At 57.6% G+C, this 20,952-nt stretch carries 22 protein-coding genes; 13 read left to right on the top strand and 9 right to left on the bottom strand.

Annotated features, from left to right (window positions below; translation table 11 throughout):
* Positions 1-23 precede the first annotated feature (23 nt).
* Positions 24-1,445, top strand: coding sequence for an HDOD domain-containing protein (locus AC0B60_RS05335; RefSeq protein WP_465084628.1), 1,422 nt, complete (start codon positions 24-26; stop codon positions 1,443-1,445).
* An 18-nt stretch (positions 1,446-1,463) separates the two neighbouring features.
* Here AC0B60_RS05335 and AC0B60_RS05330 read toward each other — a convergent pair whose 3' ends face one another.
* The 3 genes from AC0B60_RS05330 to AC0B60_RS05320 are packed head-to-tail and all read right to left on the bottom strand — an operon-like array spanning position 1,464 to position 3,883.
* A complete protein-coding gene (locus AC0B60_RS05330) occupies positions 1,464-2,171 on the bottom strand; it encodes an anti-sigma factor (RefSeq protein WP_465084627.1) in 708 nt (235 codons plus the stop codon).
* Positions 2,168-2,722, bottom strand: a complete 555-nt coding sequence (locus AC0B60_RS05325; protein ID WP_465084626.1) for a sigma-70 family RNA polymerase sigma factor — start codon at positions 2,720-2,722, stop codon at positions 2,168-2,170. Before AC0B60_RS05325 ends, AC0B60_RS05330 begins: the two co-directional genes overlap by 4 nt.
* Before the next feature lie 36 nt (positions 2,723-2,758).
* Positions 2,759-3,883 (bottom strand): PLP-dependent cysteine synthase family protein, encoded by a 1,125-nt coding sequence (locus AC0B60_RS05320; RefSeq protein WP_465084625.1) that lies wholly within the window; start codon positions 3,881-3,883, stop codon positions 2,759-2,761.
* A 167-nt stretch (positions 3,884-4,050) separates the two neighbouring features.
* Here AC0B60_RS05320 and AC0B60_RS05315 point away from each other — a divergent pair, with 167 nt between their 5' ends.
* The 4 genes from AC0B60_RS05315 (at position 4,051) to AC0B60_RS05300 (ending at position 8,086) form a co-directional block, all read left to right on the top strand.
* The gene (locus tag AC0B60_RS05315) at positions 4,051-5,523 is read left to right on the top strand and encodes a DUF4331 domain-containing protein (RefSeq protein ID WP_465084623.1); all 1,473 of its coding nucleotides are present in this window, start codon (positions 4,051-4,053) and stop codon (positions 5,521-5,523) included.
* 10 nt (positions 5,524-5,533) lie between these two features.
* The gene (locus AC0B60_RS05310) at positions 5,534-5,782 is read left to right on the top strand and encodes a hypothetical protein (RefSeq protein WP_465084622.1); all 249 of its coding nucleotides are present in this window, start codon (positions 5,534-5,536) and stop codon (positions 5,780-5,782) included.
* Positions 5,783-5,870: 88 nt separating this feature from the next.
* Positions 5,871-6,968: a tetratricopeptide repeat protein gene (locus AC0B60_RS05305; RefSeq protein WP_465084621.1), complete on the top strand. Its 1,098-nt coding sequence runs from the start codon at positions 5,871-5,873 to the stop codon at positions 6,966-6,968.
* A complete protein-coding gene (locus AC0B60_RS05300) occupies positions 6,965-8,086 on the top strand; it encodes a HupE/UreJ family protein (protein ID WP_465084620.1) in 1,122 nt (373 codons plus the stop codon). Before AC0B60_RS05305 ends, AC0B60_RS05300 begins: the two co-directional genes overlap by 4 nt.
* A gap of 58 nt (positions 8,087-8,144) precedes the next feature.
* On the opposite strand, the gene AC0B60_RS05295 is transcribed toward AC0B60_RS05300, so the two are convergent.
* Both AC0B60_RS05295 and AC0B60_RS05290 read right to left on the bottom strand, forming a co-directional pair.
* Positions 8,145-8,780, bottom strand: coding sequence for a hypothetical protein (locus AC0B60_RS05295; protein WP_465084619.1), 636 nt, complete (start codon positions 8,778-8,780; stop codon positions 8,145-8,147).
* Between the two features lie 150 nt (positions 8,781-8,930).
* A complete protein-coding gene (locus AC0B60_RS05290; RefSeq protein ID WP_465084618.1) occupies positions 8,931-10,418 on the bottom strand; it encodes an amidase in 1,488 nt (495 codons plus the stop codon).
* Between the two features lie 52 nt (positions 10,419-10,470).
* Here AC0B60_RS05290 and AC0B60_RS05285 point away from each other — a divergent pair, with 52 nt between their 5' ends.
* Positions 10,471-11,589: a lysozyme family protein gene (locus AC0B60_RS05285; protein WP_465084617.1), complete on the top strand. Its 1,119-nt coding sequence runs from the start codon at positions 10,471-10,473 to the stop codon at positions 11,587-11,589.
* Positions 11,590-11,603: 14 nt separating this feature from the next.
* The gene (locus tag AC0B60_RS05280; protein ID WP_465084615.1) at positions 11,604-12,368 is read left to right on the top strand and encodes a sulfite exporter TauE/SafE family protein; all 765 of its coding nucleotides are present in this window, start codon (positions 11,604-11,606) and stop codon (positions 12,366-12,368) included.
* Here AC0B60_RS05280 and AC0B60_RS05275 read toward each other — a convergent pair whose 3' ends face one another.
* The gene (locus AC0B60_RS05275; protein ID WP_465084698.1) at positions 12,369-14,723 is read right to left on the bottom strand and encodes a sensor domain-containing diguanylate cyclase; all 2,355 of its coding nucleotides are present in this window, start codon (positions 14,721-14,723) and stop codon (positions 12,369-12,371) included. It abuts the gene before it with no gap.
* 218 nt (positions 14,724-14,941) lie between these two features.
* Here AC0B60_RS05275 and AC0B60_RS05270 point away from each other — a divergent pair, with 218 nt between their 5' ends.
* From AC0B60_RS05270 to AC0B60_RS05245, 6 genes are all read left to right on the top strand, one after another.
* Entirely contained in the window at positions 14,942-15,742 is an 801-nt protein-coding gene (locus tag AC0B60_RS05270; protein ID WP_465084614.1) for a MotA/TolQ/ExbB proton channel family protein, read from the top strand.
* Positions 15,729-16,130: an ExbD/TolR family protein gene (locus tag AC0B60_RS05265; protein ID WP_465084612.1), complete on the top strand. Its 402-nt coding sequence runs from the start codon at positions 15,729-15,731 to the stop codon at positions 16,128-16,130. The genes AC0B60_RS05270 and AC0B60_RS05265 overlap by 14 nt, the downstream gene beginning before the upstream one ends.
* A complete protein-coding gene (locus AC0B60_RS05260) occupies positions 16,127-16,537 on the top strand; it encodes an ExbD/TolR family protein (RefSeq protein WP_465084610.1) in 411 nt (136 codons plus the stop codon). Before AC0B60_RS05265 ends, AC0B60_RS05260 begins: the two co-directional genes overlap by 4 nt.
* Entirely contained in the window at positions 16,537-17,304 is a 768-nt protein-coding gene (locus tag AC0B60_RS05255) for an energy transducer TonB (protein ID WP_465084608.1), read from the top strand. The genes AC0B60_RS05260 and AC0B60_RS05255 overlap by 1 nt, the downstream gene beginning before the upstream one ends.
* Positions 17,305-17,501: 197 nt before the next feature.
* Complete coding sequence (locus tag AC0B60_RS05250; protein WP_250086986.1) at positions 17,502-18,020, top strand: Hcp family type VI secretion system effector; 519 nt, start codon at positions 17,502-17,504, stop codon at positions 18,018-18,020.
* 445 nt (positions 18,021-18,465) lie between these two features.
* Positions 18,466-18,903 (top strand): hypothetical protein, encoded by a 438-nt coding sequence (locus tag AC0B60_RS05245; protein WP_465084607.1) that lies wholly within the window; start codon positions 18,466-18,468, stop codon positions 18,901-18,903.
* Positions 18,904-18,949: 46 nt separating this feature from the next.
* Here the strand turns inward: AC0B60_RS05245 and AC0B60_RS05240 are convergent, their stop codons facing one another.
* From AC0B60_RS05240 to AC0B60_RS05230, 3 genes are all read right to left on the bottom strand, one after another.
* Complete coding sequence (locus tag AC0B60_RS05240; protein ID WP_465084606.1) at positions 18,950-19,171, bottom strand: hypothetical protein; 222 nt, start codon at positions 19,169-19,171, stop codon at positions 18,950-18,952.
* A 67-nt stretch (positions 19,172-19,238) separates the two neighbouring features.
* Positions 19,239-20,144, bottom strand: a complete 906-nt coding sequence (locus tag AC0B60_RS05235) for a nucleotidyl transferase AbiEii/AbiGii toxin family protein (RefSeq protein ID WP_465084604.1) — start codon at positions 20,142-20,144, stop codon at positions 19,239-19,241.
* Positions 20,145-20,174: 30 nt separating this feature from the next.
* Complete coding sequence (locus AC0B60_RS05230; protein WP_465084602.1) at positions 20,175-20,795, bottom strand: type IV toxin-antitoxin system AbiEi family antitoxin domain-containing protein; 621 nt, start codon at positions 20,793-20,795, stop codon at positions 20,175-20,177.
* Positions 20,796-20,952: the final 157 nt, after the last annotated feature.

The raw sequence follows: 20,952 nt of genomic DNA, 5'->3' as shown, positions 1-20,952 counted from the left end.
ACAACTCCGAGGCGCGCGAAATTTTGACCACAAAAACCGAGACTCCGCCCTCAAGGATGAACTCGACCCAGGCATGGGTGACCTACCTCAGCAAAGTGGAACTGCCGGTACTGGCAAACACTCTCCGCAGAATTGATGAACTGACCGACAGCAGCAATAGCACGGTCAACGAACTTGCGAACGTTATTCTCAATGACGCCCAGCTCACCTCTCAGGTGCTTCGGCTCTCCAATACGGTGTTCTACAACCAGACCCGCACCCAGGTAAGCACTGTCAGCCGCGCCATCACCCTGATCGGTTTCGACGCCGTGAAATCCATGGCCATCTCGTCCCTGATCGTGGACTCCCTGCTCAAACGCAACGACCGCCCACACCTGCTTCGCTGCCTGGCCCGAGCCATCCACGCCGCCGTCCAGGCCCGCTGTCTGTTGCCAAAGCGCAACGAACACGCCTTGGAGGAGGTATTCATCGGGGCCTTGCTGATGAACATTGGCGAGTTGGCTTTCTGGTCCTGCGAGACTGAACAGGCCAGTGAACTGGAATCCCGGCTGCGCGAGGGGGAACCGACGCTGGAAGCTCAGAAAGCCACGCTTCACACCACCTTTACCGAAATCACCCGCGGGCTGGTGGACGCCTGGTCACTCGGCCCCTTTATCCGCGAGGTGGTCGCGCCTGGACAAGCCAACTCCAAGGCCGCCAGCCTGGTGCGCCACTCCGTTGAGATGGCAAGGCTGTCCGAGAATGGCTGGCACGGTGAGGACATGGACAAGGTCACGGATGCCCTGGGGCAGGACATAGGAGAAAACCCTGCGGCTGTTCGGGACCAGCTCAAGGTGAACGCCGGAGAGGCCGCCCGGGTCGCAGTGTCGCTGGGCATACCCCAGGTGACCGCACTGATGCCTGGCAGCCAGACCAGCGCCGGTGAGGAGGCGGTGCGCGCACCAGAGGTGGACCCTAATCTGCAGCTACAGATCCTCCGTGATCTTACCCACAGTCTCACCGACAAACCGGACATCAACGAAGTCTGTCAGTTGGTCATTGAGGGCATTCACCGGGCAATTGGCATGCAACGGGTGGTGTTGCTGATGAGCGACCGCAGCGGGCTTGAACTGGTACCTCGCAAACTGGGTGGCAGGGGCACCGAAGCCTGGAAGGACAACTTTACTGTTCGCAAGGATGGCACCGGCCCTCTCGGTGCGCTCTTACCCCACGCCGATTGCTGTGTCTATCTGCCAAAATCGGAAACCGAAGGCGTTGCCTATGATCGCTGGCTGGGCAATGTACCGGCGCTGATCGGCCCCCTGAAAGCCAAGGGGCGGCTGGTTGGCCTGTTTTACGCGGACAACGCGGCGGCGGGCTATGTGCCCTCCGATGATCAGCTAACGGCGTTTGGGCACTTTGTCCAGAACGCCCAGCTGTGTATCACGCTGCTGTCGAGCCAGTGATCCACCACCACTCTACGGTCATAGCTCGTACAACTTCGCAACGTGCAGGATCGGCCCGGTCGGCTGGCCGGTGGGGGAACCTCCCACCGGTTCCAGGCTGATGGCCAGTGTTCGGCTGTTGCTGAGAAGCGCCCGCGCCTCGTCGTCCAGAGTTACCTGATAGGTTCCGCCTACCGGAATAACCCCGAGAGACAGAGGCTGGCCGTTCTCCGGCACGATCCACAATTCGTAATCCTTACCCTGTTGGGCCGCCGGCGCGGCAACGGGGCGTAGCTTCAATTGCCTGTCGAGCGAGGATTCGCTGACCAGCCAAAGGGGATCGCTTACGTCCGCCTGTACGATGGCACCCGAAAGACGATCATCCATCTCGGGCTCTGGCTGTTGCACCAGGATAACGGCCAGAACCAGCGCGGCGGCCGTTGCCAGCATGCTCCAGCCAGGCCAGAACCAACGGCCGGACGCATCATTGGCCGCCACTGCCGACACGGTTTTATCCTCCCGGGGCCAAAGCCGGCGTTCGATTCCAGCCCAGACCGACGCCGGCGGCTGCTCTTCCTCAATGCGTGTGCCGAGATGCCCCAGCTTCTCTTCCCAGAACCAGACTTCCTGACGGACACGAACCGATTCCATCATCCAGCGCTCGAAACGTCGCCGGGCCGCTCCGTGAAGGGCACCCAGCACATACTCCGCCGCTAACGCTTCAACTCTTTCCGGTGTCTTTTTCATCGTTCCAGACACCTCTTCAGGGCTATCAATCCGCGACGAACCCAGCTTTTTACAGTTCCGACAGGGGAACTCAGCGCCTCAGAAAGTTCATCGTGGGTGAACCCACGATAGTAGGACAGCAGTATGCTGTCGCGCTGCGTCTCTGAGAGTTCATCCAGGCACCCGTGAAGCTCGGCGCTACCTGCAACTCGAAGCGACTCATCCAGTGGGCCGTCACGTTCATCGGCAACACGCTCAAGATGGGCATCGCCGGATGTCGGCCTCGATTTCCTGTTCCTCATAATGTCGAGTGTGCGATAGCGGGCAATCGTCAGCATCCAGCTCAGGGGAGCCCCACGCTCATTGTGATATTCACCGGCGTGGTGCCATATCTGCACAAAGGCATCCTGGACGGCCTCTTCTGCCAGATCCCGCTGACTGGCCAGTTTCAGGCAAAGCCCGAACATCCTGCCGGAAATTTTTTCATACAGCCGCTGAAAGGCCAGTCGGTCTTCCCGGGACACTGCAACCAGCAGTCCCATCAGGTCATCCTGCTCAGAGTCGCTGCTCATGATTATAACGGTCCTTTGTTTTTTTGTTGGGGGTGTTCAGGTAGTACGCTCCAAATTGGCATTAAGATGCGTGCAGGCCAGATCAGGTTCAAATATGCCGCTGCGATCAAAGGTCTGGAGTGCTTCTTCCCATTTCGTTAAGTCCAGTCCTTGATTCACAAGCCAGGCGGGATTGAAATAGGTGTCGGTGTAACGGTCACCACCATCACACAGGAGGGTAACGACCGAGCCTCCTTCTCCAGCTCTTTGCATTTCACTGGCCAGACTCAACGTCGCAATCAGGTTAGTCCCGGTGGACCCACCGCACCGCCTGCCAAGATGACGTTCCAGATATCGCAGCGCTGCAAAACTGGCGGCATCGGGTACACGGACCATCCGCTCGATCACCGTTGGGCTAAAGGAGGGCTCAACCCTGGGACGGCCAATCCCCTCAATACGTGAACCGCACTGGCCGGTAATATCAGACCGGCCGCTGGCGAATGCGTCATAGAAAACCGAGTTTTCAGGGTCCGCGACACACAGTTCACAGCCCTGGGCAAGGTGGCCACCGTAGCGGATATAACGACCTATGGTGGACGATGTTCCGCCCGTGCCGGCGCTGACAACAATCCAGCGCGGTATGGGGTGGGGCTCTCGCTGCAACTGCTCGAATATGCTTTCTGCAATGTTGTTATTACCACGCCAATCCGTCGCCCGTTCAGCATAGGTAAATTGGTCCATGTAGTGGCCGCCCAACTCTCTCGCCAGTCGTTGCGACTCCGTATAGATATCGCTGGCGTTCTCCACCAGATGACACTCGCCCCCATAGAATTCGATTTTGGCAATTTTCTGTGCCGACGTCGTTCGGGGCATGACCGCGATAAAACGCAGTCCGAGGAGCTTAGCAAAATAGGCCTCGGAGACCGCTGTCGATCCACTCGAAGCCTCGATGATCGGGGTGCCTGGCGTAATCCAGCCATTGCAGAGTCCGAACAGAAACAGCGAACGTGCCAGTCGATGTTTGAGGCTGCCGGTGGGGTGAGTCGACTCATCCTTAAGATAGATATCGACATCCTGTAGGCCCGGCAGGTCCAGCTTGATCAGATGGGTGTCTGCAGAACGATTGAAATCCGCATCAATGCGGGCAATCGCTTCGGATACCCATTGGGTGCGATGGAGCATGTTGTTGGTCCTGAAATCAAACAGTCACCATGGAGCATAGTCGTTCTGGGTCAACTTGAAGAGCAGCGCTATAAGGCGTCTTCAATTTTTTTTGTGAGAACTGCATCCTTTTATCCAATCGCTCCGTAACCCCCTCTGCAACACCAACAATACAAGAGGAAAACGGAATGAATACATTACTAAAACGCTCCGGCCTCGCCATTGCGGTTGCCGGACTCTGTATCAGTGCCGGCGCAGCAAATGCCTCAAGCCACCGCGAAGCACCTTTTATCACCGAAGTACCCAAGGTGGACGGTACCGACTTCTACATGTTCCGCAGTTATGAGACGGGACGTGAGGATTTCGTCACCCTGATCGCGAATTACCTGCCGCTGCAGGATGCGTATGGCGGTCCCAACTACTTCGATCTGGATGAAGACGCGGTTTATGAAATCCACATCGACAACAGTGGCAACGCGCAGGAAAACCTCACGTTCCGCTTTCAGTTCTCGGACAACCTGAACGATATTCAATTGCCGGTCGGCCCAGACGGTGACCAGCAGATGGTTTCCGTACCGCTCAAGAACATCGGCGATGCCACCAACGGCGACAACGTTCAGGTCAGCCAGGAATACACGGTGTCCGTAATTCGCGGCGATCGCCGCACCGGTACCGTCGAATCCGCTACCAACGTCACGGATGGCACCGCCACCTTCGACAAGCCCCTGGACAACATCGGTGGTAAGTCCTTTGCCGATTACGAAGCCTATGCCAACCAGCACATCTTCGAGATTGGCATCCCGGGCTGCGCCGCCAACGGCCAGGTCTTCGTGGGTCAACGCAAGGAGGCTTTCGCAGTCAACCTTGGTGAGATCTTCGACCTCGTCAACACCAACCCGCTCGGCCCGCGTGGCGGCGAGGGCGCCGGTGATCTGGCAGACAAGAACGTGACCTCGTTCGCGCTGGAAGTTCCGACAGAGTGCCTGACCGGAACCGCAGTCACGGGAATGGATCAGTCTGTTATCGGCGGCTGGACCACCGCCAGCGTGCGACAGGCCCGGGTCATCAACCCAGAGCCCACCGTGACCGGCAAAGGTGCGACTGTTGAAGGCGGCGCCTGGACCCAGGTGTCGCGCCTCGGCATGCCGCTGGTAAACGAAGTTGTGATCGGCCTGAAAGACAAGGACCGGTTCAACGCCAGCGAGCCCATGAACGATGGTCAGTTCGCTACCTACGTGACTCATCCGACCCTGCCCGAACTGCTGGAAATATTGTTCAGCAGCGCAGGCGCTGAGGCACCGAATAACTTCCCGCGGACCGATCTGGTGACAGCGTTCCTGACGGGGGTGCCCGATGTGAACATGCCGGTAGGCGTACAAACGTCGGAAATGCTGCGACTGAACCCGGAAATCGCGGCCACGCCTGCAGCCATGCAAAACGACTTGGGTGTTCTCGGTGGTGACAACGCCGGCTTCCCGAATGGTCGTCGTCCGGTGGATGACACCGTGGATATCGCCCTGCGTGTAGTGATGGGCGCATTGACCACTGATGCCCCGAACAAGGACACCCCGTTTACCGACGGTGTGCAACTTGACCCTGCCGAGCTCCAGGAGGTGTTCCCATACCTGGCGACTCCGCTGGCCGGCTCACCCAACTCATAAGGAGTGAATCATGAAACTCACTATGAAGTTAGCCGGAACGGGCCTGATAGCCCTGGCACTGGCGGGGTGTTTCGACGGCTCCAGCAGCAGTGGTAGCCGTGATTCCAATCCGGACCCGGCTGTGGACTTTACAACCTTTGTGAAGGCACAGATCGACAACACGGACGATACTCGTGAAGCCGTTCAGATCAACGACAAGGAGTTCAGCTTCAATGACCAGAATAATGAACAGGCCTTCGACGATCTGTTCATCCAATAGGACCCCTTGCCGGCCTTCAGTACGCCTGAAGCCGGCAAGCACATTCCCTGCCCTTCGGGGCGGGGCTTTTTGTGTCGGGCTGTGGTTGATGGCCGGTTTTCCAAACGTCGCAACCGCTGCACCCGGACCTATTGAGAAGGATTTCGCCGATACCGACATTCTTGTTGAACTGCCAGAGCCGGCACTGACCACGTCCGAATTACCGGATGCGCCAGAGCAACTGGCAGACACCGTACAGAATCAGATCTCCCGCGCCAGAAGCACCGGAGACCCCCGCTTCCTGGGCTATGCCGACGGGATGTTGCAGCGATGGCCCGGAGAAATGACCGACCGACTACTTACTCTCAGGGCAACGCTGGACCAGAGCCTCCACCGTTTTGACAGCGCCAGGAAAGACCTGGAAACCGTCATTGCCCGATCCAGCGCCACAGTCCAGAAAAACCAGGCTCGCTTGCTGTTGGCCAATCTGGAGATTGTTCAGGGCAATTACGAAGACGCACGAAAGCACTGCGGACAATTGCAACAATCCTATCCTGGATTGATCGCCGACAGCTGCACGGCTCAGGTTGACGCCCGCACGGGTAGCCCCAAAGCGGCCTATCAGACGCTCCGGAGCCAGACAGACGCAACCGATGCCGATGTCACCAGCCGGCTTTGGGCGGAGGGAACCCTGGGGGATATCGCCGCGCAGATGGGCAGTCGCGCTGCGGCAGATCACTGGCAAACAGTGCTCAGTATCGCCCCCGACGATCTCTATACCCGCACCCAACTGGCAGACTGGTATCTGGGCCAAAACCAGAACGACAAGGTACTGGCCCTGACCGACGACTATGAGCAAGTGGATTCGCTGGCCGTTATTCGGGCTATTGCCATGGCTGAGTCAGGACACCCGGATGCCGAGACGTTGGCGGAAAGTCTCAGAGAACGCTTCGCAGAGGCCCGTTGGCGCGGAAACCTGTTGCATCAGCGGGACATGGCGCGTTTCCAACTGGATGTAGAAGGCGACGCCGAAACCGCATTGACCTTTGCGGCGGACAACTGGCGCAGCCAACGCGAGCCCCTCGATACCCGACTGCTGCTGCGTGCCGCCGATGCGGCGGGTGACAACGAGCCGGCCCGGAAGGTGAGAGCCTGGCTGAAAAAACAGGGGCAAACCGATACCCGCTACCCGGAGGTTGAATCATGAGGAGTATGAAGCAATGGGGTAGCCTTACCGTGTCAATGGTCCTGCTTGCCCTGATCTCCGGAACGGCATGGGGCCACAAAGCCAGCGACAGCTTCATCTACCTGAACCAGGACCGAGCCGAGATACGGATCGATGTGGCACTCAGAGACGTGGCGGTGGCCTTGCCGCTGGACCGGAACGGGGATCGCCAACTCAGTGGTGCGGAGCTCCGTGCCAACCGGGATCAGATTACCCGATGGGTAGAGCAGGGCGTAACCTTGTCCAGCACCCAGGCTGATTGCCGCCTGACAGGTCAGCAATGGGGTCTTTCCAGCCATAGCGACGGCGCCTATGTCGCCGGTCTCTACAACATTAGCTGCCCTGATGGAGCAACGCCCGACACCCTGACATACAACCTTTTGTTCTCACAGGACCCGTTGCATCGCGGCCTGATAAGCCTGGAAAGCGACGGGGCCAGCACGCTGGGGGTAGTAGGCCCTGACAGCCCACAACTAGCGCTCTCCGCGGGAGACGCACCGGGAAGCCTGCAGCTGTTCGCAACCTTCCTGTACGAAGGTGTCATCCATCTGCTCATTGGCCTTGACCACATATTGTTTCTTTTGGTGCTGATGCTGCCAGCCACACTGAGAAAAAACGATGGCAGCACGCCGGTCGGCCTGAAGCAGCGGCTGTGGGAGCTGACGGGTATCGTGACTGCATTCACGGCGGCGCACTCCGTCACCCTGGCACTGGCGGCCCTTGGCATTGTTCGTCTCCCCATCGCCTGGGTCGAGACCATCATTGCCCTGTCCATAGCGCTGGCAGCCATGAACGTGATGTGGCCGATACTGGGCAGAAAAACCTGGAAACTGGCCTTCGGATTCGGGCTGATACACGGGTTCGGGTTCGCCAGCGTGCTGGGAGATCTCACCAGCGGCGTGTCTCAAACCGTTCTGGCCCTCGCCGGGTTCAACATTGGCGTAGAGCTCGGGCAACTGGGTCTGCTGGTTATTGCCTTCCCGCTGCTTTACCTCTGGGGTAAGACACACCTTTACGGCAGGGCGGTAGTTCCAATCACGCTGGTCGCGGTGGGTGCGATCAGTCTGTACTGGGTTGCCGAGAGGGCGATGGCCATCTGAGCCAGGCCCGGTGCCTTTCGGCACCGGGCAAACAGCGGCTATCTCAAAGGCAGATTAATCAGTGCAGGGCACGGAGTTGGCGTGGATACAGGGCTGCGCTGACTTCGGGCTCATCCAGAAGATCCGCCAGTTCCATATCCACCTCGGTTTCCTCGCCTTCATCGGGCAATGGCTCAAACAGTGTGTTCAGCCATGAGGTGACGGAGGGCGCTTCGTCGCGGCCGTACTCCGTCGACAGCGCCTTGATCCGTCGGAAGCCAATGATCCGCTGGTGCTTGGGATCACGGATCTGCTCAAAGCCACGCCAGTAGATGCGGTCACGGGTATGCAACTGCACAAACAGGGTGTCTATGGGCTCTGCCGGATCTTCACCACGCGCGGGCTGCTCTTCGTCGCTGTCTGCCACTGACGGGGCGTCCTCTGACCCTGCTTCGGCTTTCGCTGGTTTCTTGTTGCGGATGGTCGTCCATGCCGGGTACAGCACGGCAACCGCATCGGCTTCCACATGCTCTCGAGCTGCGCGGAGGATCAGTCCCCAGCGGGCCTTATCGGCATCGGTTTCAAGAGAGTTAATGGGCAAGTCGTAGCTTTGTTCGCTGGACAGTACGATTGCCATCATCGGGGCATCAAGCTCCCCCATGGCTTCGGCCTGTGCTACAGACACCAGTTCGTCGATTGCCATCGGTTGGTTCATAATACGCTCGCCTCCTCGATGCCATCAGGGTCGTTCAGGAAGAATGGGCTCTTCCTGACTCACAGCATAGCCTGTTCCTGCCATAAAGATAAACGTGGATACGTTGCTCCTGGATCACAATGCGTTATTTATTGTTATCAGTGCGTGGCGTCAAATCATCGCTTCCAGCAACTCGTAGCGCCCAAACCAAGGGTTGGCCTCTTCCAGTTGTGCCGCCAGCTGAAGCAGCGTGCCTTCGTCCCCGTGCGGAGCACCAAACTGGACACCCACCGGTAATCCGGCGGCCGTCCAGGCGAGCGGGACAGACATCGCAGGCGTACCGGTAAGGTTGGCAAGTTGGGTAAATGGCGTGCGGGCGAGACTTTCCATAGCCATCTGATCCACTTGCCCGCTGCGGTGCACCAACTTGCCAGCTTTCAGCAGCAACATCAGCCGGGCAACCACCTGCAGATGGGATGGGGTATCCAGTTCGCCAATTTTCGCCGGTTGCTGGCCAGCCGTCGGGCACAGGTACATGTCGTAACCTTCAAAGAAGGCCCCCAGGGCGCGGGCAAAATCGTTCCACTGCTGGCGACGGCGCACGTAATCCGGAAGTGGCATGGTGCGCCCCAACATACCGATCAGACGGGTATCCAGTTCGAAGTCATCATCGCGGGCACCAAATTCCGCTTTCGCCCGATCCATCAGGGTGGACACCTCCCCGAAATACAGCCCCAGATAACAACGGGCGAGTGCCATACCGTCGAATTCCGGACGCGCATATTCCACCCGGTGTCCGAGGTTTTCCAGAGTGCGCGCGGTTTCTTCGACGGCATCGACACACTCCCTTGCCACGTCGGTGTCGTAGGGCGACGACGTGAAAACACCGATCTTCAGTGTGCGTGGCGCCCGCTGCATCAGCTCAGAATAGGGGGCGACCGGCGGCGCAATAACGAATGGATCTCCTACGCCGGGACCTGCCAGAATATCCAGCATGGTGGCACTGTCCCGAACCGTACGGGTGACCACGTGATCAGTGGAGGCCCCTGTCCATGCCTCACCCACCGAAGGGCCGGAAGAAATGCGACCGCGCGACGGTTTCAACCCGAACAGCCCGTTGTAGGCCGCCGGAATACGAATCGAGCCGCCACCGTCATTGGCTCCCGCCATGGGTACGATACCCGCCGCCACCGCAGCACCGGAGCCGCCACTGGAACCACCCGGTGTCCGATCCGTATCCCATGGATTACGGCAGGCACCCCAGAGTTTCGATTCGGTGACTGCCTTCAGCCCGAACTCCGGCGTTGCGGTGCGGCCCAGGAATATCAGGCCCGCAGCCCGTGCACGGCGTACAAACTCCGAATCCCGGGACGCGATGTTCTTCTTCAACCCCCGACTGCCGTATGTACAGGGCTGGCCTTGCTGTTCCTGGGCCAGATCTTTAAGCAGCATCGGAACGCCCGAGAAGGTACTATCCGGTGTAGACGCTTGGGTCAGCGCATCGGAGAACTGGGGATGGCAGATCGCGTTGAGCTTGCCATTCACCGTGGCCGCACGCTCAATGGCCGCTTCACATACGTCAGTGGCCGCGACTTCTCCGCGGCGAATCAGGTCGGCTAGCGCTACCGCGTCGTACCGGAGGTATTCGGATTGCTTCATGATCGATTCCGTTTGTTATTCTGTTTTCGGGAGATTGGAGAAACCGGTGTTTATGAACATGAGCTTTAAGTCTTACTTACTTGCTGTCGTTATAATAGTCACATCTATTACTGCGTCCACTTCCCAAGCGAGTGAGAAGCCCCCGGAACCTGCCGAGAGCTGGACCAGCGTTGTTCGCAGCTCTCCCTACTGGTCGAGCCAGGGGGTTTACCAGAACATCACAACCATCCGTCGCTGGGTATTGAAGGAGTCCGGCTACTGCTCTGACCCCGATCGGCACATTCTGTTCGATATGCGCGGCCAGTTCCTTGGCTACATCGACGATGGCTCTGACCGTGAAGCCACCCAGGTTCGCCTGAATGATACCAGAGCCTCTCTGGCAGCCTCTGGCCGCGCGGACGACTGGACCCCGGGCGGCCCTGACAAGACCGGATACCCCTTCGCCCTGTCCTGTCGACAGCCGCACGTCAACCTGGATAAAGCCTTGGCACGCTACCTTGGCACCTTGCCTTCGGAACTGATGTGGGGCACCTGGGACGATCTGTCGTTCGCCTCTCAGGAAACACCACAGCCCCTCCACAAGGCATTGATGTATGTCTATGGCCTGCGTGAACAACAGCAACGGCTCAACCTGCCGCTGACTCTGCCAAAATATCTCGGCGGTCAGGTATTGATCGAAAGCGGCGGTCAGCAACGGGCACACTCCGCCGCCAACGCCAAAGGCATACTTCAGCTCTCGCCCTCCGCCCTCAACGACTGCCGCATCAAATCCGCCAACCACTGGCATCGACTGGCACAGATTGACTGCGCCCTCAAACTGATGAATCAAAATGCCCGCAACCTCAGGCCGCCCTTCGAGGCGCGCTTCGGTCACCTGCCCGACGATAAGCAGGACCAGCTTTTTACGCTGCTTCTGGTCCAGGCCTACCATGGCGGGGCCAGCCGCGTTCAGACTTTGCTAGAGGATGGGACGCTGTCGAAGCCCGCGGTTTACTTTGCCAAGGAGCATGAGCGATTCAGCGCGGGAGATATTGCCTTCGGCATGGTGTTCCACAATTTGGGGCGGGATCGCTTCGGGCTCGCTTCGTTGTATTATGTGGCCGATGTTCAACTTGCCACCGAGGCGCTGTGCCAAACCGCGCGCCTCGGTGATACCAGCGTTTGTCGGTAACCCCGGAGCTCCCGTTGGAACTGACCGTTATTCCCGAAGGCCTGAGCACAGCGACAGCGATTTTTCTACTGCTGAGCTCTGTTATCACATCAATGATTACCGCCAGCCTTGGCGCCGGGGGCGGTGTTCTGCTGTTGGTATTGATGGCGTTCTGGATACCACCGGCGGCGATCATACCGGTTCACGGTATGATCCAGTTGGGTTCCAATGCCGGGCGGGCCACATTTACCTGGCGGCATACCGATTGGAAAGCCATTGTCGCCTTCGCACCGGGAGTATTGATTGGAGCGGGGCTTGGCGCCTGGCTGCTGATCGACCTGCCGCCCTATCTGTGGCAACTGACCATTGGCGTTTTCGTGCTGTACCTATGCTGGGGCCCAGCCCTGCCACGAGGTGCCTTCGGCAGCGTCGGGGTTTTTCTTGCCTCTGCGTTGACCAGTTTCATTTCCCTGTTTGTGGGCGCAACCGGCCCCCTGGTGGCATCCTTTATCAAGCAGATGCACACCGATCGCTTCAAAACGGTGGCGACCTTCGCCACGGCGATGACGCTCCAGCATGCGCCCAAGGCTTTGGTTTTTGGCCTGGCCGGTTTCGTTTTCCGCGACTGGCTGATGTTCATTCTGGCCATGATCAGCTTTGGTTTTGCCGGCACCTGGCTAGGGCTCCACGTTCTCAAATCCTTGAGCAATCGGCATTTCAGCCGCGTCTTTAACGTTCTTCTGACCCTGCTCGCACTGCGCCTGCTGTGGCAGGCGGGTGGCTCTGCGGGATGGTGGTGATCAATCCGGTGACGGCGACGATGGCAGGGGCACCGTCATCACCCGATTGCGACCTTGGGCTTTCGCGGCGTAGGTACCCTCGTCGGCACGGGCAATCACCTCGCGTGGGCCGGAATCGGCTTCATACATTTTTGTCAGGCCAATACTGGCTGTTACACCAAAGGATTTGCCATCCTGCTCTATACGAAGGGCCTCAATGCCGGCCCGGATTTTCTCCGCAAGCTCGACCGCGCGCTGCTGACCACAGGCGGGCAGGATTATGCCGAATTCATCGCCACCGAGGCGTGCCACCGTATCCGACTGGCGCACGGACTGCGTGAGCAGGCCCGATAGCCGCCCCAGCAAATCATCTCCCAGCAAGTGCCCGCCTTCGTCGTTGACGGGTTTGAAGTAGTCCAGGTCGATCAGCATCAAAACGCTGGCCGCCGTTTTCTTGTTGGTATCCGCCAGGCATTTGACCAGTGACGAATTGAACGCACGGCGATTGAGCAAGCCGGTCAGGCTGTCGTGGGTCGCCTCCCAGGACAGCCGCTCTTCTTCGCGACGGCGGGCGCTGTCATCCCGGATCACGAACACCATACGGTGATTATGGCTTTTCCGCCGAAGATGGAGCATTGCCAGGTCTATATCGAATAGTCGGCCTGTCCTGTTTCGCAGAGTGGCATACAAGCTATCCACATCGGCACTGCGCAGAAAATCGTCCGCTTCCCAGCGATGACTTTCGTCTTCAATCGACGCCAACGCGAAAAAGTTCTGCTGCTCGCCGTTTTCGGCCAATCCCAGGAATCCACTGGCGGCTTTGTTGGAGTAACGGATAATGCCATCGGCATCCACCATCAGTACGCCTTCCTGCAAGACACCCAGAATGCTGTCTGCGCGTTTCTGTTCCTCAGCCAGTTCCGCTTCAATTTCCAGCTCGTGGGTGATATCCCTGACCACGGTGATGGTACCCAGGGAACGCTCCTCCGTCTCAATCACCGACGTCATGGCATCCGCCCACACCACGCCATCTCCAGATCGGCTTTTCAGACGGAATCGCCCTCGGAACACCGACTTACTGCGCAAAGCCTCTCGCCAGGCTTCAATAGTGCCAGCCTGGTCTTCTTCATAAACACCTTCGATCAGGGGAGTGTGCTGGAGATCGTTGGTGCTGACCCCGATGATCCGCTCAAACGCCGGGTTAACGAACTCAATCCTGCCCAGAACATCGGTCTGGATAATGCCGATTGGCGCACTCTGGGTGAGCGAGCGAAAAAACGCCTCGCGCTCGGCCAGGGAGGACAGCACTTCGTCCCGTTCTTCCATCACGGTGTTGAAGGTCTCCGCAACCTGTCGGATTTCCGTGCCTCCCAGAACGTCCACTGGCTCACCCCGTATTCCCAGGTGGCGCTCACTGATCTGGAACCCCAGATTCCGCATGGGCGCCATCAACCTGCGAAACACCACCAGCGCCAGGGGCGCCACGATTAAAATCACGATCAGGAGTGTCTGAGCAAAGCTGTCCGTCAACCGGCTGAGCGGCGCATAGGCCTCTTTCACCGGCCATACTGCGGCCACAAACCAGGGCACCTGTGACATTTGCCGCACCGAGGTGATGGTTTCGGTGCCCTCCTGGTCAAGTGTCTGCATAGTGCCTTCAAAACCCGCCATTGCCTTCTTGTGGGCCTCGTTCTCAAGCCTGAGCGGTACCATGGTTTCACCGGTACGGCCGTGGCCCAGGGTTACACCAGTACGGGTGGCAATGCTGACATATCCGGTTTTGCCGATACTGACACTGCTGGTGTCTTCCATGAAGTTGTCACCGTCGAGAAAAACCGCCCCTCCCAGCACTCCGATAAACCGTTGGCGATGGTCGAAAATCGGCGCCGTCATCATAACGGCGGGCCGATCCCGATAGTTCGACACATAAGGATCACTGATAATGGAGGTGAGCTGGCTTGAGGTCTGGCGGAAATAATCACGGCCACTGATATCCAGCCCCGTCTGCCGGAAGCTTTGCGGATACTCGGCAATGACCTTGCCACTGGCATCAAACACGTAGAGCCCATCGAACATGTGTTGCAACGCGATCTCGCGACGAATAAGAAGACGGGAGCGGGATCGCAGCACAAGCTCCTCCATGGTGAACCCTTCCGCGACATGAGTCAGCGTATCCCGGCGCTGGGCCAGGCGAGCATCAAGATCGCTGGCAACCAGCTCCGCGATGGTTTCCACCTGCTCCCTTGTCTGCCCCGCCAGTTCCAAGCGACCCACCAGAGAACTGACCACGGCCACCGCCAGTGCAGCCAGCACGATGGCCAGGATGACAAAAGCAACAGCACGGTTGACCAGGCTTGCAAGCCAGCGCCTTATCATCACAACGGCGTGACTCCCGGTTCATGGCTGCAGGATAGGTTCAGATTGGCGCCCCTAAGTGCTAAATGTTTGTTTTTCACTGGACAGCATGTCGATTATTAGAGGATTTCATATTGTTAAGTCTAACAGAGACTCGACTTTCGACAGGTTACAGAACTTGCAATTTCAATGATAATCGTTATTATTTAGACCTATTTTCTTAATCGAGGTTTCCCCCAATGTCCGAGTCCCTGCTCGCCGACACCACCGGAATCAACGCCGGCCCGGTCAGTCAGCTGCTGGAAATGGGCGGCCCCGTCATGATTGTATTGCTGGCCATTGCCCTGGCGGGTGTTGTCACCTTTTTTTACCTCATGTTATTCGGCACTTTTTTTGCGCCCAGGTTTACCTCCAAACTTAAAAAAGCCATTACGGAATGGCAACAAAAGCCTCACGGCAACGTAACGGAACACCTCCAACAGAGCGCCGGCCGATACGCCCGACTGAATCCATTGCACCACTTGATCGTCAACACCATGAACGCCCGTAATGCTGGCACCGATCCCCAGCAGATTCGGGAATCCGTCGCCAGGGACGCCCATGAGGCCCTCGAGCCGTTCGAGGCACCGCTGAAGATCATCGAAGTAATTGCCGCTCTGGCGCCGTTGCTAGGCCTTTTAGGCACCGTTCTGGGCATGATGGAGGCGTTTGGAGCCATGGCCGCTACCGAAGGGCGCGCCAATGCCTCCCAGTTGAGCGGCGGCATCTACGAAGCACTCACCACAACCGCGGCCGGCCTGGTTATCGCCATTCCGTTTGCAGCGTTGGCCGCCTGGATTGAGTTCCGCCTGCGGCGTATCCAGAAAACCATTAATAGCGCACTGGTTACCATCCTTTCGGTCCCCGTCGCCACAACAGATAGCGAACCGGAGATGAATGCCCACGATGAACCGGCACCAGCTTCCGGCACCAGGACTGGGCGCGTCGTGGAGTATTCCGGGGACGAGCATCAGGGTCGCCTGGCCAATGCAACTGGTTGAACCGCGCCCGGCGCGCCCGATCCCGATCCGCATCACCCCACTGATCGATGTGGTCTTCATTCTGTTGGTGTTCTTCATGCTCACCAGCCGTCTTCTGCCGGTCAGCTTCATGGAGCTGAGCAACAGCACGGGCGAGACCAGTTCAGTAACCGGAGAGCCAATTCCCGAAGTGGTTATCCAATCTGACGGCCAAGCTCGCTGGCAGGGAGAAACCTATGGGTTGGGCGCGCTGATCAAGCAACTCCGAGCCGGCGGCGTCAGCGAAATCAACCTTGCCACAGAGTCTGCCACCCAACTGACCCATTTCACCCAGGCCTACAGTCAGCTCACTGACAGTGGCGTTACCACCCATTGGAAACGCACCCCTGACGCTGCGGAGCAGCCATGACGGATCTGGTGCCGCCGCCCGTTACCTCGGGAAAGTCATTGATGGAGCGTCTTGAGGACGCTCTCCTGCCGCTCATTAACCTGGTGTTCCTGCTGCTGATGTTCTTTATTGTGGCGGGTCAGCTGTCGGACACTCCGTTGCCAGAGCTGCCCGGCACCGGGCAACAAGCCGGCAACGAGCAACCCCATGCGGACCTCACCGTCACCGCAGAAGGCGATTGGCAAGTCGACGGACGCACCGTAACGTCTGATGGCCTGTCCAATGCATTGCCGGCACCGGATGACGAAGCCCCGTTAAAAATCGCCGCTGAACGCGAGATTGCCATGTCTGATCTGGAATCTCTGCTTCGCGTGTTGGAAGAAAGCGGCTATCAGGAAGTTATCCTGCTGACGGAGCCCGCCAGTTGATGGGTGCCAGCAAGACCGTCCGTTGCCTTCTTCTGCTCGTTTCCGTTGTTATCACTGCAATTGTGGTGGTGATCGCCACCCCCGAGCGAATTCCCGAGCTGAAACCGCTCGGAAACGCCGCCGTTAACTCAGCCCCGGCGATCAAAATTTCCCTAGCCGGCAAACGCGAGCCCGAAACACCCGAACCCCAGCCGCCCGTTGAACAGGAAACACCCCCAGAGCCAGAGCCAGAGCCAGAGCCAGAGCCAGAGCCAGAGCCAGAGCCAGAGCCAGAGCCAGAGCCAGAGCCAGAAATTGTGCCGGAACCGGAACCCGAGCCACAACCCGAACCTGAGCCGACACCGCAACCCGAAGTGACAGAACCTGAGCCCCAGGTTGATGCGCCTGAAAGCGACACGCGTTCGGAGGAGGTGTCCGAAAACACCGCTGAAGAAGAAAGCCTCAACCAGCAGATTGAACTCACTGCCGGAGCGTCCTCCGACGTAGACCGCTACCTCACGGAACTGAGCCGGCACCTGAGCCGTTTTTACGAATACCCACGCCGCGCCCGACGCCTGGGGCAGGAAGGCACCCCAGTGGTAGAATTTGAATTCAGTCGCGACGGTTCTCTGGTCCGCCATTCCCTCCACAGTACGTCAGGCCACGCATTGCTGAACGACGCTGCGCTAGACATGCTCAAGGATGCGGAGCCCTTGCCTGAAGTGCCCGACTCCATGAAAGGTCAGACCTTCACTTATACCCTGCCGGTACGCTTCAACCTGCGCTGAGCAATTTTTCGCCCACCCAGCAAGATCTCGCTTCAAAGCCAGCAATCCTTTGCCTGCCTACCAATACACTATCCGATAAGAAAAGCTTACTCATTGTAATTTCAGTGGTTTTAAATTATGGCACGGCGTTTGTTAACTGTTATGTGTCCAGGGAAAACCCGAGGACATTTACTCATTCACACGTCATGGAGCAGACTATGCCAACTCCTTGTTATATCAGCATCGAAGGCCAAACTCAGGGCAACATCACCGCCGGCGCATTCACTTCCGATTCCGTAGGCAACATCTACGTTGAAGGTCACGAAGACGAAGTGCTGGTTCAGGAATTCAGCCACGTTGTCACCGTTCCGACTGACCCCCAGTCCGGTCAGCCTTCAGGCCAGCGCGTTCACAAGCCGTTCAAGTTCACTTCTGCACTGAACAAAGCAACGCCGCTGATGTACAACGCCCTGGCTTCCGGCGAAATGCTGCCTAAGGTTGAGCTGAAGTGGTACCGCACCTCTGTTGAAGGCAAGCAGGAGCACTTTTTCTCCACCATCCTCGAAGATGCCACCATCATCGACATCAACTGCAACATGCCGCACTGCCAGGACGCCGCCAGCGCTGACTTCACCCAGCTGGTTACCGCGTCTCTGTCCTACCGTAAAGTGACCTGGGAACACGCTGTTGCCGGTACTTCCGGTGCAGACGACTGGCGTTCGCCGATCGAAGGCTAAGCCTCGCTATAGTGAGCAGAGAGGGGGACTTCGGTCCCTCTCTTCACATTCCCAACTATCAAAAGGAGATTGGTAGTGAGCGACGTAAGCCTTAACGAAGAAGAAATTGCGGCCATTCAGGCAATAGTCACCGCTTTCTAGGGTGAACGCATAGCGAACCGTTTTCATGCCGGAAGCATAACGTCAGAAACCATAGAACTTGCCGCGCATCTCATCACTGAAACTGAGGAATGCAGCAAGTGGATCGACTCCGTTCCAAATCCGAAAGATCTTCTCACTCCAGCCAACGGTATTCGAAAGTGGGCCCTTCGCGTTATCCGGGCAGCAGGCGAGCCGTTCATTAGAGGCTCAGTTAGAATCAGCCTTACCTGCAAACTAACTCGTGGGTTACAATTCAAGAGTCCGCTGGAAACCTCTCTACGATAAGAAATGGATGTGGGAGCATATGAAATTTTTCGTATCAATCGTTCTGGGCTTTGTACTCGCCGGTTGCGCATCGACACAGTCAGTATCGTTTTCACCCAGTAAGGATTATGCGGTATCCATTCGGTCGGAGTTGTTCGATGCCGTTCGTATCGACAAAAACGACATAACACTGTTTCGTGATGGAAAAGCCATCGGATACCTACGGGTCGAACCAATACCAGCCGACGTGGCCTCATCGCCCGATATTCTGAAAACCCTGAGATCCGCCTCAGAATCTGACACTGTAAAGACCCAAGCACTGAACGTCTCCTCGGGATTTACAGGGTTCTCGGCAAAGGTTCGTGAGTACCTGACAGGCTATCTGATACATGACGACCACCCAGACACCATCCTGATTATCAGTTTCCCCGAAGGCCAGTTTGACGAAATTAGTAGCACAGTTTCGTCCGGCATATGAAACACATACAGGTTCATAAAGCCCACTGCGGTGGGCAAACGAATACTCAAATTAGCAACGTACCCGCCGCCTTATTGAAAATACCGATGTTCTTGAAGCGGGCCTTCTCCACCTCGTTGCCCGACTCCCTGGTTAGTGTCAGCAGGCGCCTCTGCTCAGCTTTCCAATGATGCTGTACCTTGTCGTACATACGCACGGCGGTGAACTTATCCAGGGTGACCACCATGCCTTTACCCAAGTAGCCACGACGTGTATAGCAATCCAGCACGTTGAAACCGTGAATGTGCTGGAGGCGCTGCAGCAGTGCTTACTCAATGTTGTCTTCCGAAATAAAACTAGCCATTGGCCTGCCGACTCCATGGACCGGGTGGGTGCCAGATTTCCTCCGGTGTCTTAGCGAGCGTGCCTGCCATTACAGGGCCGAGAAATTCAATCACCGCCTTTACAACCTCCGAGAACACCTCTGGCACATGGTCTTGGCCAAGGCGTTTACGGAAAGCCTGCCACTGAGGCTGCTTGCTGTCTACAAAAGCGGCAGGAAAGGGACTTGCTTCAGGGATATCCGTCCCACGCTTCCGAAAGGTGCCCTCAACCGCACCCTTGAGGTTTTCCAACCGGAATTCGTGCTGGCGCGAGAGCAACCAGATATCATAGAAGTCCTTCATCCGGCTGTTCAGCTCACCAAGGTTCACCATCGCCTGAAATTTCTCAGCAATGGACGACTCCGGCGTGTAGCACTTGATCCGTGCAGCCGGAAAATCCAGTAAGGCCGGGAACTCCAGCCAGGATGGAAACGGAGATATGGGATCACCAAAGCCGATATCCAGTTGCATCTGAATCTTTGCCTTGTCGAGAATGCCGGTAAATGTCACCCGCAATCCCTGGTAGTCCGCATCCTCAGTGATAGCCTCAGCCTTCAGGCTATCCGCGTCAAAACGCAAGCCATCATCCGTCACCTCAGCCGCTATGATGTCTCGCACCTGGGCCAGAATCGACTCCGGTTCATTGCTGGTCTGGCCCAACATATCAATATCCCGTGTCGGTCGGCTGTTCGGCCCCTGCATCGCCCAGAGCATTAATGCACCCTTGAGGGTAAAACAGTCACTACAGGGCGATTGGCTGAGCCGATACAGAAACCGCTCCATGGCGTAATACTGCAACAGCTCCTGGAAGGGGCGTTTTTCTTCCCGGGATTTATTCAGCAGTTTCTGTCGAACAGATGCGGCGGTATTTTTAACCATCGTGATCTCCTTTCACTTTGTTGATTCCATTCACAGCTTTGCTTCCACATAGGGTGACATCACCTTGGCAACACGACAGATTCTGGCGTATTCCATAAGTTTGCCTGGAAGGAAGGTTTTACGGGTCCGATAAAGCTCCAGCGCCTCCAGCACCACATCCATGCCGATGCGGTTCCGGAACTTGAAACAGTCCGCCAGGGTTTTCTCCGGACTGTAGACGTTCAGGATGATGCCATCCACATCCACCTGTTCAATGCCTGCAGTGAAGGCCCGTCCGGAGAAGCGGTACCCGGCCACCGGCGGATAATCGAGTACGGGCAAACGGGCATTCCGCTCCACCGCCAGATGCACCTGATGGGGAATCTGGGTGGTGATTCCGTGCCAGTCCAGCGCGGAAATCAGGCAAAGCACGGCATTGGGGAAACGGGTAGCGGCGGCCACCAGATCCGGGTTTTCAATGGATGGCAGATCCGCCAGCCGATAAAGCCCACGACTGACGGGCTCAATCAGCCCCTCGTCCCTGAGCTGATAGAACTGGTACCGACTAAAGCCCCAGGCCAGGGCCTCACTCAGGCGAAGCTGGCCGCCGTGCTGGCGGAACAGGGTTTGCAGTTGTACCCAGGAGGATCGGGCAGAGCCGGAATCAGACAAACTGTCACCACTAATCGATATCTGGTGACAGTTTGTCTGATTACCGTTTAGTGTTCAAGCGGCGGCTTCGTCGGCGTTATCTGATTCATCACTCTGCATGGCTGGGCGTTCGCTCCGGAGGCAAGCACTATACAAAATGTGGAGGAGGCTCTAAACA

The organism is Marinobacter sp. V34 (assembly GCF_055524115.1).
The sequence above is the reverse complement of the archived record's forward strand: the minus strand, read 5'-3'. Positions and strand labels throughout refer to the sequence as shown.

Coding starts and splice junctions, on each gene's coding strand:
- AC0B60_RS05330 (WP_465084627.1), bottom strand. CDS start 2,171: ATGAAAAAGACACCGGAAAGAGTTGAAGCGTTAGCGGCGGAGTATGTG.
- AC0B60_RS05245 (WP_465084607.1), top strand. CDS start 18,466: ATGAAATTTTTCGTATCAATCGTTCTGGGCTTTGTACTCGCCGGTTGC.
- AC0B60_RS05250 (WP_250086986.1), top strand. CDS start 17,502: ATGCCAACTCCTTGTTATATCAGCATCGAAGGCCAAACTCAGGGCAAC.
- AC0B60_RS05275 (WP_465084698.1), bottom strand. CDS start 14,723: ATGATAAGGCGCTGGCTTGCAAGCCTGGTCAACCGTGCTGTTGCTTTT.
- AC0B60_RS05260 (WP_465084610.1), top strand. CDS start 16,127: ATGACGGATCTGGTGCCGCCGCCCGTTACCTCGGGAAAGTCATTGATG.
- AC0B60_RS05290 (WP_465084618.1), bottom strand. CDS start 10,418: ATGAAGCAATCCGAATACCTCCGGTACGACGCGGTAGCGCTAGCCGAC.
- AC0B60_RS05295 (WP_465084619.1), bottom strand. CDS start 8,780: ATGAACCAACCGATGGCAATCGACGAACTGGTGTCTGTAGCACAGGCC.
- AC0B60_RS05315 (WP_465084623.1), top strand. CDS start 4,051: ATGAATACATTACTAAAACGCTCCGGCCTCGCCATTGCGGTTGCCGGA.
- AC0B60_RS05265 (WP_465084612.1), top strand. CDS start 15,729: ATGCAACTGGTTGAACCGCGCCCGGCGCGCCCGATCCCGATCCGCATC.
- AC0B60_RS05255 (WP_465084608.1), top strand. CDS start 16,537: ATGGGTGCCAGCAAGACCGTCCGTTGCCTTCTTCTGCTCGTTTCCGTT.
- AC0B60_RS05300 (WP_465084620.1), top strand. CDS start 6,965: ATGAGGAGTATGAAGCAATGGGGTAGCCTTACCGTGTCAATGGTCCTG.
- AC0B60_RS05320 (WP_465084625.1), bottom strand. CDS start 3,883: ATGCTCCATCGCACCCAATGGGTATCCGAAGCGATTGCCCGCATTGAT.
- AC0B60_RS05325 (WP_465084626.1), bottom strand. CDS start 2,722: ATGAGCAGCGACTCTGAGCAGGATGACCTGATGGGACTGCTGGTTGCA.
- AC0B60_RS05310 (WP_465084622.1), top strand. CDS start 5,534: ATGAAACTCACTATGAAGTTAGCCGGAACGGGCCTGATAGCCCTGGCA.
- AC0B60_RS05270 (WP_465084614.1), top strand. CDS start 14,942: ATGTCCGAGTCCCTGCTCGCCGACACCACCGGAATCAACGCCGGCCCG.
- AC0B60_RS05305 (WP_465084621.1), top strand. CDS start 5,871: ATGGCCGGTTTTCCAAACGTCGCAACCGCTGCACCCGGACCTATTGAG.
- AC0B60_RS05235 (WP_465084604.1), bottom strand. CDS start 20,144: ATGGTTAAAAATACCGCCGCATCTGTTCGACAGAAACTGCTGAATAAA.
- AC0B60_RS05285 (WP_465084617.1), top strand. CDS start 10,471: ATGAACATGAGCTTTAAGTCTTACTTACTTGCTGTCGTTATAATAGTC.